This is a genomic window from Nocardia sp. NPDC004718 (genome assembly GCF_053601535.1).
This window is the reverse complement of the sequence record NZ_JBSGCA010000013.1, coordinates 106,283-119,816: the sequence shown is the minus strand read 5'-3', so window position 1 is coordinate 119,816 and position 13,534 is coordinate 106,283. Positions and strand designations below refer to the sequence as shown.

Below are 13,534 nucleotides of genomic sequence, written 5' to 3'. Positions count from 1 at the left end.
ATGAGGCATCGCAAGCAACTCGCGCTCGTCGCCGTCGTGATCGCGGCACTGCTGACGGCCACCGGATGCCGGGACTCCCGCACCATTCCGATGGCCGACGGCCGACCGCAGATCACCATCATGGTGGGCGGGCTGGAGAAGGTGATCTATCTGCCCGCCGTGCTGACCCGGCAACTCGGCTTCTTCGAGCGCAACGACATCGACGTGAAACTGCTCGGCGAGCAGTCCGGAGCCACGGCCGAGACGGCGTTGCTCACCGGCGACGTGCAGGGCGTGGTCGGGTTCTACGACCACACCATCGATCTGCAGGCCAAGGACCAGTGCATCCGCTCGGTGGTGCAGATGTCCGACGTGCCCGGTGAGGTCGAACTGGTGTCGAAGGCGGACGCGGACATCACCTCGGTCGCCGATCTGCGCGGCAGGAAGCTGGGCGTGACCTCGCTCGGCTCGTCGACCGACTTCCTCACCCAGGCGCTCACCGGCCAGGCCGGGATGAGCACCGCCGATTACACCCGGGTGAAAGTGGGTGCGGGACAGACGTTCATCGCGGGCATGAACCACGACGGCATCGACGCGGGCATCACCACCGATCCCACGGTGGCGCAGATGGTGAACTCCGGCGATGCGCGCGTCCTCGTCGACCTGCGCACCGAGGCGGGCACCAGGGCCGCGCTCGGCGGGCTGTATCCGGCGACGTCGCTCTACATGAGCTGCGCGACGGTCGAGGCCCACCCGGACATCGTGCGCAAGCTCGCCGCCGCGTTCGTGCAGACGCTGCAGTGGATCCGGACGCACACGCCCGAGCAGATCGCCGAGAAGATGCCGCCGCAGTACGCGAGCGCGGGCAAGGACCTCTACGTCCAGTCGATCCGCGATTCCATCGGCATGTTCAACGGCGACGGGTTGATGAAACCCGAAGGCGCGCAGAACGTCTTGGAGATCCTCGGGAAGTACTCGAAGAACGTGCGTCCCGTGCGCGATCGGATCGACCTGTCCGAGACCTACACCACGCAGTTCGTGGAGGAGGCGTTGCGCGCGCCGCGACAGTAGCGGCGCCGGTGGACCATGCCCGGCCGCCCGGAATCGTCCCGGGCGGCCGGTCGGCGGCCGGTGTGCCGACAGCCGCGCCGAGCTTCTCAACTGTGGAGACACCGCACCATAAACCGACATGAGAGGTGCTCCCATAAGCCGATGCACGCCACGGCAGCCGAGGTGCGCGTGCGGCATCTGATCGGATTCGCCGGGCTGGCGTGCTTCCTGCTGCTGGCCTGGTTGCCCAGTACCGACCGCCGCGTCGCCGCCACACGGCTGCCGCGGATAGCCGTTTTGCTGATCGTGCAACTCGCGCTCGGTTTCCTGTTGCTGAAGACCGGGATCGGGGGCACGGTGATCCGCGCGGTCAGCGATGCCTTCGCCCACATTCTCGGCTACGCCGCCCAGGGCACCGCGTTCGTGTTCGGCGACCTGCCCGCCGTCGGCAGCGGCGGCCCCGCGTTCCTGTTCGCGGTGTTGATGCCGATCGTGCTCGTCTCCGCGCTGATCGGCATCCTGCAACACCTGCGGGTGCTGCCGCTGATCATCAAATACCTCGGCCTGCTGCTGGCCTGGGTGAGCGGCTTCGGCAGGATCGAATCGTTCAACGCGGTCGCCTCCGCCATCCTCGGCCAATCCGAGGTGTTCATCTCGCTGCGCGCCATGCTCGACGACATTCCGCCGCAGCGGATGTACACCCTGGCGGCCTCGGCGATGTCGACGGTCTCGGCGGGCATCCTCGGCGCCTATATGGTGCTCATCGACCCGAAGTACGTGATCGCGGCCATCGTGCTGAACATGCTGGGCGCCTTCGTGGTGTGCTCGCTGATCAACCCCTACAAAGTCGGCGCCGCCGACGATGCCCGGCTGATCGGCGAGGAGATCGCCGACAGCCGTAAGCGGCAATCGTTCTTCGAGATGCTCACCGAATACATCCTGGTCGGCTTCAAGGTCGCGTTCACCGTCGCGGCCATGCTGATCGGATTCATCGCCTTGCTCGCCATGGTCAACGGAATCTTCGCGGCGCTGTTCCACGGCACCACGTTCCAGGACGTGATGGGCCACGTCTTCGCCCCGCTGGCCTGGTTGACCGGCATCCCGTGGGACGAGGCGGCGGCCGCGGGCCGGTTCATGGGCACCAAGCTGGTGTCCAACGAGGTGGTCGCCATGCAGGAACTGAACCGGCAACACGCCGGACTGTCGGACCACACCGTCGCGATCGTGTCCACCTATCTGGTGTCGTTCGCGAACTTCTCCACCATCGCCATCGTCACCGGCGCGGTCCGCAGCCTCAGCGAGAAACAAGGCACCGTCATCGCCCGCAACGGGCTTCGCCTGCTCTACGGCGCCACTTTGGTCAGCTTCCTGTCCGCCACCATCGTCGGACTGCTGAGTTGACGGGGGTCAGCCGTTGGCTCCCTCGACCGCCCGCAGTTCGGCCTTCCATTCCCGGAAGCCCTCCTCGGTGCGGCCGCGGCGCCAATATCCGGAGATCGACGCCGCCCACTCGGCGGAAACGCCGCGATCCTTGCGGATGTAGCGGCGCAGGTCTTTCATGACCGCTTCGGCTTCGCCGTGGATGAACACCTGGACCTGCCCCGGCGTCCACGGCGCGGAGCGAACGGTCTCGGCGAGCACCTCGCCAGGGGGCCGCACGCCGCGGTGCAGCCAGGTCAGCTCGATGCCGTCCGGCTTCTTCACCGGCAGTTCGTCGTCCGGACCGGCGACTTCGACGAACGCCAGCCCCGTCGCCTCGCCGGGCATCGCCTCCAACGCGGCGGCGATGGCGGGCAGCGCCGCCTCGTCACCGGCCAGCAGATGCCAGTCGGCGTCCGGGCGCGGGGCGTAGGCGCCGTTGGGGCCATGGAAATCGATGGTCTCGCCGGGCTGGACCGCGGCAGCCCACGGTCCAGCGATGCCCTCCGCGCCGTGGTAGACGAAGTCCACCGCGATCTCTCCGGCGACGGGGTCGACGGACCGGACGGTGTAGGTGCGCAGCACCTCGTTCCCGTCCTGCGGGAAGATGAACTTCACGTACGAGTCGGTGAACTCGCTGGGACGGAACGCGGCGAAGCCGGGACCGCCGAGGTACACCCGGATCAAGTGCGGGGTGAGCCATTCGGTGCGCTGCACCGTGAGGGTGGTGCGGGGACGTGCCAAGAGAACCTCCGATATATAAATAATTAGGATTGCCTTACTTACCCTACCTGTGTTCCGCTCAGGCTGCGGCCAACCGCTGACGGCGCGCCGTACGGGCGAAAAGATGATGCCCATGACGCAGTCCGTGCCGACCCCGGACCCACGCCGTGCAACAGCGCTACCGCGACCCGCAGCCGGTCGAACCCGCGCAGTGGAACCAGGTCCTGCAGGTGCTGCACGAGCATCGCTCGGTGCGCCGCTACCTGTCCGATCCGGTGCCGGACGCCACGCTGCGGCTGCTGATCTCCGCGGCGCAGTCCGCGCCGACCTCGTCGAATCTGCAAGTCTGGAGCGTCATCGCGGTGCGTGACCCGCAACGCAAGGCGCGCCTGGCCGCGCTCGCGGGCGATCAGGCCCACATCGTGCAAGCGCCGGTGCTGCTGGTCTGGACGGCCGATTTCGCGCGCCTGCGCCAGCTCGCCGAAGACCGGAGCGCGCCACTGGAAGGCGCGGACTACCTGGAATCGAGCTACGTCGGATTCATCGACGCCGCGCTCGCGGCGCAGAACGCGGTGGTGGCGGCGGAATCGCTCGGGCTCGGCACCGTCTACATCGGCGCGCTGCGCAACAAGCCGGAGGAAGTCGCCGCCGAGCTGGGGTTGCCGCCGCAGGTCTTCGCCGTCTTCGGCTTGCTGGTCGGTCACCCGGATCCCGCCGAGGACGCGCGGGTGAAGCCGCGCCTGCCGCAGGAGGCCGTCCTGCATCGGGAGACCTACGACTTGGACGCGCAGCGGGTGCACGTGGCCGAGTACGAGACCCGGATCGCGGAATTCTATGCCGAACAACGGCTCTCGCATTCCTGGACCGAACGTGTGCTGGCCCGGCTCGCCTCCGCGGCGGCCCTCAACGGCAGGCATCGGCTGCGGGAATCGCTGGCCAACCACGGCTTCCGCTTGCACTGACCGGCCTCAGGCCGCGACCGTCTCGGTGAGCAGTTCGAACGATCGGGCGCGGTCGTCGATGTCGTAGACCAGCGTGTTGATCATCAGCTCGTCGGCCTGGGTGCGGCGCAGCAGATCCTCGAGCTGACCGCGCACCGTCTCCGGGGAGCCGAGCAACTGCCCGGCCCGGCGCTGCCCGATGAACGCGCGCTCCTGTTCCGACGGACGGAACGCGGCCGCTTCCTCCGGCGTGGCCAGTGCCCGCGGCGTGCCGCGCACCAGGTTCAGGAACGCCAGGTCGCGCGGGCCGGCCAGGATTTCGGCGCGCTCGTCGGTGTCCGCGCAGATCGCCGCGACCGCGACCATCGCATGCGGGCGCTCCAGGCGCTCCGAAGGCCGGAAGTGCTCGCGGTAGAGCGCGAGCGCGGGCTCGGTGTTGTCGGGGGCGATGTGGTGCGCGAAGGCGAACGGGATCCCGAGCAGCGCCGCGACCTGGGCGCTGTAGCCGCTGGAGCCGAGCAGCCAGACCTCCGGTTCCTCACCGCGCCCGGGCGTGGCGGCGATGCCGCCGGGGTCGGACCCGCGGAAGTAGCCCAGCAAGGCGGCCAGTTCCTGGGGGAACGACTCCGCCGACAGTCCGTCCGCGGTCCGCCGCAGCGCCCGTGCGGTCGCCTGGTCGGTGCCCGGGGCGCGTCCGATGCCCAGGTCGATCCGTCCGGGATGCAGCGCGTGCAGGGTGCCGAACTGCTCGGCGACCACGAGCGGCGCGTGGTTGGGCAGCATCACCCCGCCGGAGCCCACGCGGATGGTCGAGGTGGCCGCGGCCAGGTGGGCCAGCAGCACGCTCGGCGCCGAACTGGCGATGCCGGGCATGTTGTGATGTTCGGCGACCCAGAAGCGGTGGTAGCCCAAAGCCTCTGTGCGCCGGGCCAATTCGGTGGTCGCGTCGAGCCCCTCGCCTACGGTGCGGCCGGACTGCACCGGCGCGAGATCCAGTACGGACAGCGGGACGTCGATCATGGGTCTCCTCACAGTGGCGATCTCCACTGCCAACGTCGCGGGTCCCCGGTGTATTTCGCCGACCGGCTCAGCCGCGCGCGATCGCGCGGAACACCTCGATGGTCTCCTGCTCGTCCTGGGTGGTGCCGTAGTCGCTGAGCTTGACGATGACGGTGCCGCCGGGCGGGTCGACGTAGACGTACTGGCCGTAGACGCCGACGGCGGTGAGATCGGCGCCGTCCCCACCGGTCGGGTGCCACCACTGTGCGCCGTAGGGCCACTCGCCCACCCGGTGGACCGGGGTGCGGATGCGCTCGATCCAGGCCGGCGGCACGATCTGCGCGTCGCCGACGCGGCCGCCGTCCAGGACGACCTGGCCTATCTTGGCGAAGTCGCGGGCCGTCGCGTTCAGGCAGCAGAACGCCTTCTCCTGGCCGCCCGCGCGATCGAGATTCCACAGCGCGGCGTCCTGCGCGCCGATCGGAGCCCACAGGTCGCGTTCCAGCAGTTCACTCAGCGGCAGGCCCTCGGCCCGCGCCAGTGCCATGCCCAGCAGCTGGGTGTCCACGCTGCGGTACTCGCCCGCGCTGCCCGGCGGAAACCGCAGGCCCTGGTGCTCGCGGACGAACCCGGCGAGGTCCTCGGTGAGGTACATCCGGGCGGTGCCGGTCAGCGGCATGTACTTGTTGTAGTTCTCGTCGACGTCGACGCCGGAGGCCATGTCCAGCAAGTCGCGGATGGTGACGGTGTCGTACGGGCCGCCGGTGGTCAGCTCGGGCAGGATTCGCACCAGGCGGTCGTCCTCGTGGAGCCGCCCCGCCGCGATGGCGCGGCCGGTCAGCAGTGACACGACGGACTTCGCCACCGACCACGAGGACTGGCGGGTGGTGGCCGTGACGCCGTCGCGATACCACTCGTGGGTGAGAGCGCCGCCGCGCAGAACGAGGAACGAATTGGTGTGCGTGGCGGCGAGGAAGTCGGCGACCGAGATCTGCGAGCCCTTCCACGGCACCCGGTCGGGCAGCGGCCGCGGTGCGACCGGCAGCGGACGCGGGGTAGGGGAGGCGGCCACCGTGCGGCTGTCGAACAATTCGCCCTGTGTCGAGGGCGGGTCGGTCAGCAGTCGCAGCAGCGTCGGCGGGGCCGGGATGTGCAGGACCGCGGTCGTCGCGAACGCCACGCCGACCAAGACGGCGACGACAGCGAGCAGGACGACGGCGGTGCGGAGCGCGTAGCGGCGCGTTCGCGGGCGCCGGGACGGCGATTCGGTCATGACGGGAACCCATCGTCGGGGAATCCGATGATGGCATGCCGGACGCCCGTCCGGTAAGCGCGCACGACCGCCGCGGTCGGCCCGGAGACGACGCGCGCGCGGGCGGGGCGGTAGCGTGACCACGTGCTCCGGACCGGACGTGCGATGATCCGACGTCGCGGGTCCGGTGACCGGATCGTCGCATCGCTGCCCAGCGAAAGGACCGCAGTATGACAGCCTCCGACCGTCACCTCCAGGACGCGGGACCATCGGTTCCGGCGGACACCGGCGACTCGGAGGGTTATGCCCGGGGCCTGAGCCCGCGCACCATTCAGATGATCGCCATCGGCGGCGCGATCGGCACGGGCCTGTTCTACGGCGCGGGCGGCGCGATCGAGCAGGCCGGGCCCGGCCTGATCCTGGCCTACCTGGCGGCGGGCCTGGCCATCTTCGTGATCATGCGGGCGCTCGGCGAACTGCTGACCTACCGGCCGATCTCGGGGAGCTTCGCCGAGTACGCGCACGAGTTCCTCGGCCGCTTCGCCGGCTTCGTCACCGGCTGGTCGTACTGGGCGGTGTGGGTGGCCACCTGCATGGCCGAGATCACCGTGGCGGGCAAGTACGTGGAGTACTGGTTCGACATCGCGCCGTGGGTCACCGCGCTGGTCGTGCTCGCGGTGATGTTCTGCGCGAATCTGATCTCGGTGCGGCTGTTCGGCGAGGGCGAGTTCTGGTTCTCCACCATCAAGGTCACCGCGATCGTCGGCATGATCCTGCTCGGCATCGGCGTGCTGCTGTTCGGCTTCGGGCACGCGACGAACCCCACCGTCACCAATCTGTGGGCCGACGGGGGCGTGTTCCCCAACGGCATCGGTCAGTCGCTGCTCGTTTTGCAGATCGTGCTGTTCGCCTACGTCGGCGTGGAGTTGGTCGGGGTCACCGCCGGGGAGGCGCGCGAGCCGCGTAAGACTTTGCGCAAGGCGATCAACACGCTCCCCTTCCGGATCGGCCTGTTCTATGTCGGTGCGCTCGTTGTGATCATGTCGGTGTCCAGCTGGCGCAATTTCCACGCGGGCAAGAGCCCGTTCGTGGAGGTCTTCGAGCTGATCGGCATACCGGGCGCGGCCGGCATCGTCAACTTCGTGCTGCTCACCGCGGCGCTGTCGTCGTGTAACTCGGGGATCTACTCCACCGGCCGGATGCTGCGCACCTTGTCGCTGCACGGCGAGGCGCCCGCCCGGCTGAACAAACTGAGCGCGAACGCGGTGCCTTATGTGGGGATCTCCGTGTCGGCGGCGGCGATGGTGATCGGCGTCATCGTCAATGCCATCTCCCCGGACAAGGCCTTCGCCTACATCACCTCGGTGTCGACCATCGGCATCATCTTCGTCTGGGGCGTCATCCTGGTCTGCCACCTGCTCTACCGGGTCAAGGTCGCCCGCGGCGAACTGCCCGCCAGCGACTACCGGCTGCCCGCCGCGCCCTACACCACCGTGCTCGCGCTGGCGTTCCTCGGCTTGGTGGTCGTGCTGCTGTTGTTCACCGACAGCGGGCGCACGGCGCTCGTCGTCGGCGCGGTGTGGGCGGTGCTGGTGTCGGCCGGATACTTCGCGCTGCGCAAACTCGGCAGTTCCAGCACGCCGACCGACGTCACGCACACCAGCTGACGGACGGTTTCCGCTAGGCGGCGAGGAAGAGCGCCGCGGCGCCGATCGCCTCCACCGCGCCGTAGAACCAGGTGGGATAGAACGCGGTTCGCTCATCGAGGACGGCCGAGAGCACCCGGCCGAGGGCCATGCCCGCCAATGCCGCGCCGATCGCGACCATGATCCCGCCGCGCAGCCCCGCGAGGTCGAGGGCGGCCACCGCGAGCACGGCCGCCATCGCCAGTCCGAAGCCGCCGTAGACGGCGCGCACCTCGTAGCGCGCGCTCGGTTCGGTGAGCCGGATGCCGAACGGCTGGATCAGAGCGGCGGGCGCGGCGAGCGCGTAGATACCCATACCCAGGAAGAACACGCCGACTATCACGCATACGGCCTGCGCCACTGCGACCTCCAGAATCTCGTTCGGTTGGAACGCCCAGCTTGCGCCGGGTGCGGTGGCGAACGCTTCCGAAAACCCGCTGCCTCGCCTCAGGCGTTCGCCGAACGCCGGGGCATCATGGCCGAGGCGACGAGCATGACGACGGCCATCGCCGCGATCGTGACGAAGACCAGATGCACCGCCGAGGCCAGTGTGGCGGGCTCCGGATGATCGGTGTGGCCGACGCGCGAGTTCACGATGGCGCCGAACACCGCGACGCCCACCGCACTGCCGATCGAGCGTGCGAACATGTTGGCCGAGGTGACCACACCCCGCTCGGTCCATTCGGCGCTGGTCTGCGCGGCGATCAAGGTCGGGGTGGCGACCAGTCCCATCCCGGTGCCGATCACGAAGCAGGACGCCGCGACCTGCCACAGCGTGGAATGCTGCGTGATGAACAACGTGCTGGTGGCGCCGAGGGCGGCCAATCCGCTACCGATCAAGGCAGTGGTGCGAAAGCCGAAGCGCAGGTATACCTTTCCCGCTTGGGACGCCGCCAACGGCCACCCCAGCGTGAGTGCGCCCACCGTCAGACCCGCGACCAGCGCCCCGGTGCCCAGCACGCCCTGGGTGAAGGTGGGGACATAGGAGGTCGCGCCGAGCACGACGGCGCCGACCAGCACCGACGCCAAGCTGCTCGCGATCACGACGCGCCGGGTGAACACCCACAGCGGCAGGATCGGATTCCGCGCTCCGCGTTCCACCAGCCCGAACAGCACGAGCACGACCGCGCCGCCCGCGAAGATCCCGATGCTCGACGGAGACGACCACGCCCAGGCTTGCCCGCCTTCGAGCAGTCCGAGGATCAACGCGCCCGCACCGAACGTCAGCAGTGCCGCGCCCGGATAGTCGACGCTCTGCCGCTGCCGGGGCGCGCTCTCGGCGAAATTACGCACCAGCATCCATCCGGCGAGCGCGGAGAGCGGAAGGTTGATCAGGAAGATCCAGCGCCAGCTGACGTACTCGGCGAACAGGCCGCCCAGCAGCGGGCCCGCCACACTCGAGATAGCCCACACGCTGGCCAGATAGCCCTGGACCTTGGCGCGCTCGGACAGCGTGTACAAGTCGCCCGCGATCGTCATCGTCATCGGCTGGATCGCTCCCGCGCCGATACCCTGGACGGCGCGGAAGACGATCAGTCCGAGCATGCTGGTCGCGACGCCGCACAGCAGCGAACCCAGCGCGAACATCGCGATACCGAACAGGATCACCGGTTTACGGCCCACGGTGTCGGCGAGTTTGCCGTAGATCGGCACCGTCACCGCCTGCGCCAGCAGATAGATGGAGAACAACCAGGGGAACTGCGCGAAGCCGCCGAGACTGTCGGTGATGGTGAGCACCGCCGTGGCGATGACCGTCGAGTCGAGCGCGACCAGCGCGGTCGCCAGCATCAGCGAGCCGAGAATGGCACCGCGCTCGGATCGGAAACCCACGGACACCGTCGCGGTCTCGGTCGCCACCCGCGGCCCCTCTCGTTCGCCTGTCTAACCACCTCGAAAGACCGTATCCGGTTGCCGACTATTCCCGCATGGAATTTTTTTCCGCCCTGTGAACCGGGAAAGAGCTGCTCACCGGAGCATCGGTGAGCAGCCCGTGCTCCGATCTCAGTGGGACAGATCCGCCCCCGTGGGTGGCGGCTCGGCTTCGAGCACGGCGAGTTCCTCGTCGGTGAGCAGCCGCGAGCGGATCAGGAAGCGCACGCCCTCGGGCGCTTCCAGGGAGAACCCGCTACCTCGGCCGGGCACCACATCCACGGTGAGATGGGTGTGCCGCCAGTAGTCGTACTGGTCGGCGCTCATCCAGAACGGGGTGTCCGCCGCCGGGTACCCGAGCAGCAGGTCCGACCCGCCGACCCGGAACTCGCCGCGCGGGTAGCACATCGGTGCGCTGCCGTCGCAGCAGCCGCCGGACTGATGGAACATCACCGGACCGTGCTGTTCGATCAGTCGGCGCAGCAGCGCTTCCGCGGGTCCGGTGAACTCGACGCGGCGGACCGGCTGCGGCATCAGAAGAATCCGAGCTTGTCCGGCGAGTAGCTGACCAGCAGGTTCTTCGTCTGCTGGTAGTGGTCGAGCATCATGCGGTGGTTCTCCCGTCCGATGCCGGACTTCTTGTAGCCGCCGAAGGCCGCGTGCGCGGGGTAGGCGTGGTAGCAGTTGGTCCACACCCGGCCCGCCTTGATCTGGCGGCCCAGGCGGTAGGCGGCGTTGATGTCGCGGGTCCATACGCCCGCGCCGAGTCCGTAAAGGGTGTCGTTGGCGATCTTCAGCGCCTCGTCCACGGAGTCGAACGTGGTCACCGACACGACCGGTCCGAAGATCTCTTCTTGGAAGATCCGCATGTCGTTGCGGCCGGAGAAGATCGTGGGCTCGACGTAGTAGCCGCCGGGGAACTCGTCGACCTTGCGCGGGCCGCCGCCGGTGAGCACCTCGGCGCCTTCCTGGCGGCCGATGTCGATGTAGGACAGGATCTTCTCGAACTGGTCGTTGCTGGCCTGCGCGCCGATCATGGTGGCCTCATCGAGCGGGTTGCCGCTGCGGATGGCTTTGGTCCGTTCGATGCACCGGGCGATGAACTCGTCGTAGATCGAGGAGTGGATCAGCGCGCGGGACGGACAAGTGCACACCTCGCCCTGATTGAGCGCGAACATCACGAAGCCCTCCACGGCCTTGTCCAGGAAGGCGTCGTCGTCGGCCATGATGTCGGGCAGGAAGATGTTGGGGCTCTTGCCGCCCAGTTCGAGCGTGACCGGGATGATGTTCTCGCTGGCGTACTGCATGATCAGCCTGCCGGTGGTGGTCTCGCCGGTGAAGGCGACCTTGGCCACGCGCGGGCTGGCCGCCAGCGGCTTGCCCGCTTCGACGCCGAAGCCGTTGACCACGTTGAGGACTCCCGGCGGCAGCAGATCGGCGATCAGTTCGACGACCTTCAGGATCGAGGCCGGGGTCTGCTCGGCGGGCTTGAGCACCACCGCGTTGCCCGCGGCCAGTGCGGGCGCGAGCTTCCAGGTGGCCATGAGGATCGGGAAGTTCCAGGGGATGATCTGGCCGACGACGCCGAGCGGTTCGTGGAAGTGGTAGGCGATGGTGTCGGCATCGATTTCGCTGATCCCGCCCTCCTGGGCGCGGACCGCCCCGGCGAAGTAGCGGAAGTGGTCGACCGCCAGCGGCAGGTCGGCGGCCAGCGTCTCCCGTACCGGTTTGCCGTTCTCCCACGTCTCGGCCACCGCCAGCGCCTCGAGGTTGTCCTCGATCCGGTCGGCGATCTTGTTGAGGATGTTGGCCCGTTCGGTCGTCGACGTCGCGCCCCACGCGTCGGCCGCCTGATGCGCGGCGTCCAGGGCGAGGTCGATGTCGGCGGCCGAGGACCGCGCGACCTCGCAGAACGTCTGGCCATCCACCGGGGACGGGTTCTCGAAGTAGCGGCCTTCGACCGGCGCGGTCCACTCACCGCCGATGAAGTTGTCGTAGCGCGTGGCGAATTCGACGACGCTGCCCTCGGTTCCCGGCTTCGCGTAGCTCATGGCGGGTGACTCCTCGCTGGTTGCGGACGTGATGCACACGGCGGATCGGCCGTGATGCGGGTCACTATGCCCCGCGAGGGTTGACGAAACGTTGAGGCGCGCGAACTCAGTCGCGCAGCGCGCCGTGCAAACGGGCGACCGCGAGCGCCCGGCGTCCGTCGCCCCCGGGAAGCAAGCGCAACGCGTGTTCGTGGATCTCGATGTCGTGCGGTGCGCGCTCCCCGTAGCGCAGCGCGTGCTCGACATTTCCGCTGGACAGCACCGCGGTGCGCACACCGACTTCCAGGTACTCGCGCCACTGCACGATGCCCGGCGTGTCCGAATCCGGCAGCAGGGGGCCGCGATACAACTCGACCGCCGTCGCGGTGTCGCCCGCTTCGAGCGCCGCGAGCACGTCCACGGCGTCACAGGACAGGGGGCTCACCAGCCGATAGACCCGGCTGGTGATGTCGCCGCCGGTGGCGCGACGCAGGTAGGACATCTCCGATTTGAGCGTGCTCGAGCCGACCGGCCGGTCGCCGTACACCGCGAAGTGCAGGCGTTCGTGGGTGAAGCCCTCGGGCTCGAGCGCCAACAGCGTCAGTAGCTCCAGGTGTCTCGGGCGCAGCCGGACGGGTGCGCCGTCCCGGATCAGGCGGGCCGCGCCGAGGCAGGTCAGCCGGACCCCGGGCGCGGCCCTCCGGTGGTGCAGCTTGGTCTCGATGGCGGTGACCAGGGTGCGGGCGGTGGACATGGCCAGCGGGTGGGCGCGGTCCCAGGTGGTGGACAGGTCGAGTACGCCGAGCTGGCGACCGTCCGCGCCACGGATGGGTGCGCAGTAGCAGACCCAGCCGTGCAGTGCGGCGACCAAGTGCTCGGCGGAGAACACCGTGTGCGGCTGTTCGGTGCGCAGCGCCAGCGAGAGCGCGTTCGTGCCCATGTGCGCCTCGTCCCAGCGACCGCCCGGCGCGAAGTTCACCTGTTCGGCGCGGCGGCGCATCACCGGACCACCGTGCGACCAGAGGATGGTTCCGGTCTCGTCGGTGATCGCCGCGACGTAGCCCGCGCCCTCGGTGATATCCCGCAACTGATCGGTCAACTCGGATACCGGTGTGCGCAAAGGAGATGCGGCCCAGCGCGCGGTCACGTCGGCGTCGGCGAGTGGCGCGTGCTCGCAGGACGGATCGACGGTGCGCAGCGACCGCAGCCATGATTGCGCCACCTCGCTGCGCAGCGCGGAATCACCCTGCGGTGTCCCGGCGGGTATCCATCGGGACCACTCTTGTTCCAGTGCAGCGCGTCGCTGCGAGAGGGAACTGCGCTGTGCCATCTCGCGGATCCTGTGTCTCGCTCCGATCGTCTCCGTGCCATCCCATCATGCCCCAGCGCACGGCCGGGCATTTGGTTTTGGCTCGCGGACCACGGGGCCGGACGGCAACCGTTTCGACGGTCGGGTCGCCGCGTTCCCCTCGGCGAGTGGCGCGCGAGCGCACGCGCCAGGGAATCCCGGCGGCCCGACCGGGGGTGGGGTGTGGGGGGCGCCGGCGCGGGCCCCCCCCCCACCCCGCCCCCCCCCCCCCCCCCCCC

The 13,534-nt window shown here is 69.0% G+C and carries 12 protein-coding genes; 4 read left to right on the top strand and 8 right to left on the bottom strand.

Annotation, left to right across the window (positions count from 1 at the left end):
* Together ACWEH3_RS12745 and ACWEH3_RS12740 are read left to right on the top strand one after the other, a co-directional pair.
* Positions 1-1,050: an ABC transporter substrate-binding protein gene (locus tag ACWEH3_RS12745; RefSeq protein ID WP_450022907.1), complete on the top strand. Its 1,050-nt coding sequence runs from the start codon at positions 1-3 to the stop codon at positions 1,048-1,050.
* Positions 1,051-1,191: 141 nt separating this feature from the next.
* On the top strand, positions 1,192-2,430 hold the full coding sequence (locus ACWEH3_RS12740) for a NupC/NupG family nucleoside CNT transporter (protein WP_450022905.1): 1,239 nt from the start codon (positions 1,192-1,194) through the stop codon (positions 2,428-2,430).
* 6 nt (positions 2,431-2,436) lie between these two features.
* On the opposite strand, the gene ACWEH3_RS12735 is transcribed toward ACWEH3_RS12740, so the two are convergent.
* Positions 2,437-3,192, bottom strand: a complete 756-nt coding sequence (locus ACWEH3_RS12735) for a siderophore-interacting protein (RefSeq protein ID WP_450022903.1) — start codon at positions 3,190-3,192, stop codon at positions 2,437-2,439.
* 146 nt (positions 3,193-3,338) lie between these two features.
* Here ACWEH3_RS12735 and ACWEH3_RS12730 point away from each other — a divergent pair, with 146 nt between their 5' ends.
* Positions 3,339-4,133, top strand: coding sequence for an NADPH-dependent oxidoreductase (locus ACWEH3_RS12730; RefSeq protein WP_450022901.1), 795 nt, complete (start codon positions 3,339-3,341; stop codon positions 4,131-4,133).
* A gap of 6 nt (positions 4,134-4,139) precedes the next feature.
* Here ACWEH3_RS12730 and ACWEH3_RS12725 read toward each other — a convergent pair whose 3' ends face one another.
* Positions 4,140-5,132, bottom strand: coding sequence for an LLM class flavin-dependent oxidoreductase (locus tag ACWEH3_RS12725; protein ID WP_450022899.1), 993 nt, complete (start codon positions 5,130-5,132; stop codon positions 4,140-4,142).
* Positions 5,133-5,199: 67 nt separating this feature from the next.
* Positions 5,200-6,384 (bottom strand): serine hydrolase domain-containing protein, encoded by a 1,185-nt coding sequence (locus ACWEH3_RS12720; RefSeq protein WP_450022897.1) that lies wholly within the window; start codon positions 6,382-6,384, stop codon positions 5,200-5,202.
* A gap of 209 nt (positions 6,385-6,593) precedes the next feature.
* Here ACWEH3_RS12720 and ACWEH3_RS12715 point away from each other — a divergent pair, with 209 nt between their 5' ends.
* Positions 6,594-8,030, top strand: coding sequence for an amino acid permease (locus tag ACWEH3_RS12715; protein ID WP_450022895.1), 1,437 nt, complete (start codon positions 6,594-6,596; stop codon positions 8,028-8,030).
* Positions 8,031-8,043: 13 nt separating this feature from the next.
* Here the strand turns inward: ACWEH3_RS12715 and ACWEH3_RS12710 are convergent, their stop codons facing one another.
* The 5 genes from ACWEH3_RS12710 to ACWEH3_RS12690 form a co-directional block, all read right to left on the bottom strand.
* The gene (locus tag ACWEH3_RS12710; RefSeq protein ID WP_450022893.1) at positions 8,044-8,409 is read right to left on the bottom strand and encodes a DUF4345 family protein; all 366 of its coding nucleotides are present in this window, start codon (positions 8,407-8,409) and stop codon (positions 8,044-8,046) included.
* Between the two features lie 86 nt (positions 8,410-8,495).
* Positions 8,496-9,905, bottom strand: a complete 1,410-nt coding sequence (locus tag ACWEH3_RS12705) for an MDR family MFS transporter (protein ID WP_450022891.1) — start codon at positions 9,903-9,905, stop codon at positions 8,496-8,498.
* Positions 9,906-10,049: 144 nt separating this feature from the next.
* Complete coding sequence (locus ACWEH3_RS12700; protein ID WP_355076349.1) at positions 10,050-10,451, bottom strand: DUF779 domain-containing protein; 402 nt, start codon at positions 10,449-10,451, stop codon at positions 10,050-10,052.
* Entirely contained in the window at positions 10,451-11,968 is a 1,518-nt protein-coding gene (gene exaC, locus ACWEH3_RS12695; RefSeq protein WP_450022889.1) for an acetaldehyde dehydrogenase ExaC, read from the bottom strand. The genes ACWEH3_RS12700 and exaC overlap by 1 nt, the downstream gene beginning before the upstream one ends.
* 106 nt (positions 11,969-12,074) lie before the next feature.
* On the bottom strand, positions 12,075-13,277 hold the full coding sequence (locus ACWEH3_RS12690; RefSeq protein ID WP_450022887.1) for a transcriptional regulator: 1,203 nt from the start codon (positions 13,275-13,277) through the stop codon (positions 12,075-12,077).
* Positions 13,278-13,534: the final 257 nt, after the last annotated feature.

Bases quoted from the DNA above. Each gene is read 5' to 3' on its own strand.
- ACWEH3_RS12700 (WP_355076349.1), bottom strand. From the start codon at position 10,451: ATGCCGCAGCCGGTCCGCCGCGTCGAGTTCACCGGACCCGCGGAAGCG.
- ACWEH3_RS12745 (WP_450022907.1), top strand. From the start codon at position 1: ATGAGGCATCGCAAGCAACTCGCGCTCGTCGCCGTCGTGATCGCGGCA.
- ACWEH3_RS12725 (WP_450022899.1), bottom strand. From the start codon at position 5,132: ATGATCGACGTCCCGCTGTCCGTACTGGATCTCGCGCCGGTGCAGTCC.
- ACWEH3_RS12720 (WP_450022897.1), bottom strand. From the start codon at position 6,384: ATGACCGAATCGCCGTCCCGGCGCCCGCGAACGCGCCGCTACGCGCTC.
- ACWEH3_RS12715 (WP_450022895.1), top strand. From the start codon at position 6,594: ATGACAGCCTCCGACCGTCACCTCCAGGACGCGGGACCATCGGTTCCG.
- ACWEH3_RS12740 (WP_450022905.1), top strand. From the start codon at position 1,192: ATGCACGCCACGGCAGCCGAGGTGCGCGTGCGGCATCTGATCGGATTC.
- ACWEH3_RS12690 (WP_450022887.1), bottom strand. From the start codon at position 13,277: ATGGCACAGCGCAGTTCCCTCTCGCAGCGACGCGCTGCACTGGAACAA.
- exaC (WP_450022889.1), bottom strand. From the start codon at position 11,968: ATGAGCTACGCGAAGCCGGGAACCGAGGGCAGCGTCGTCGAATTCGCC.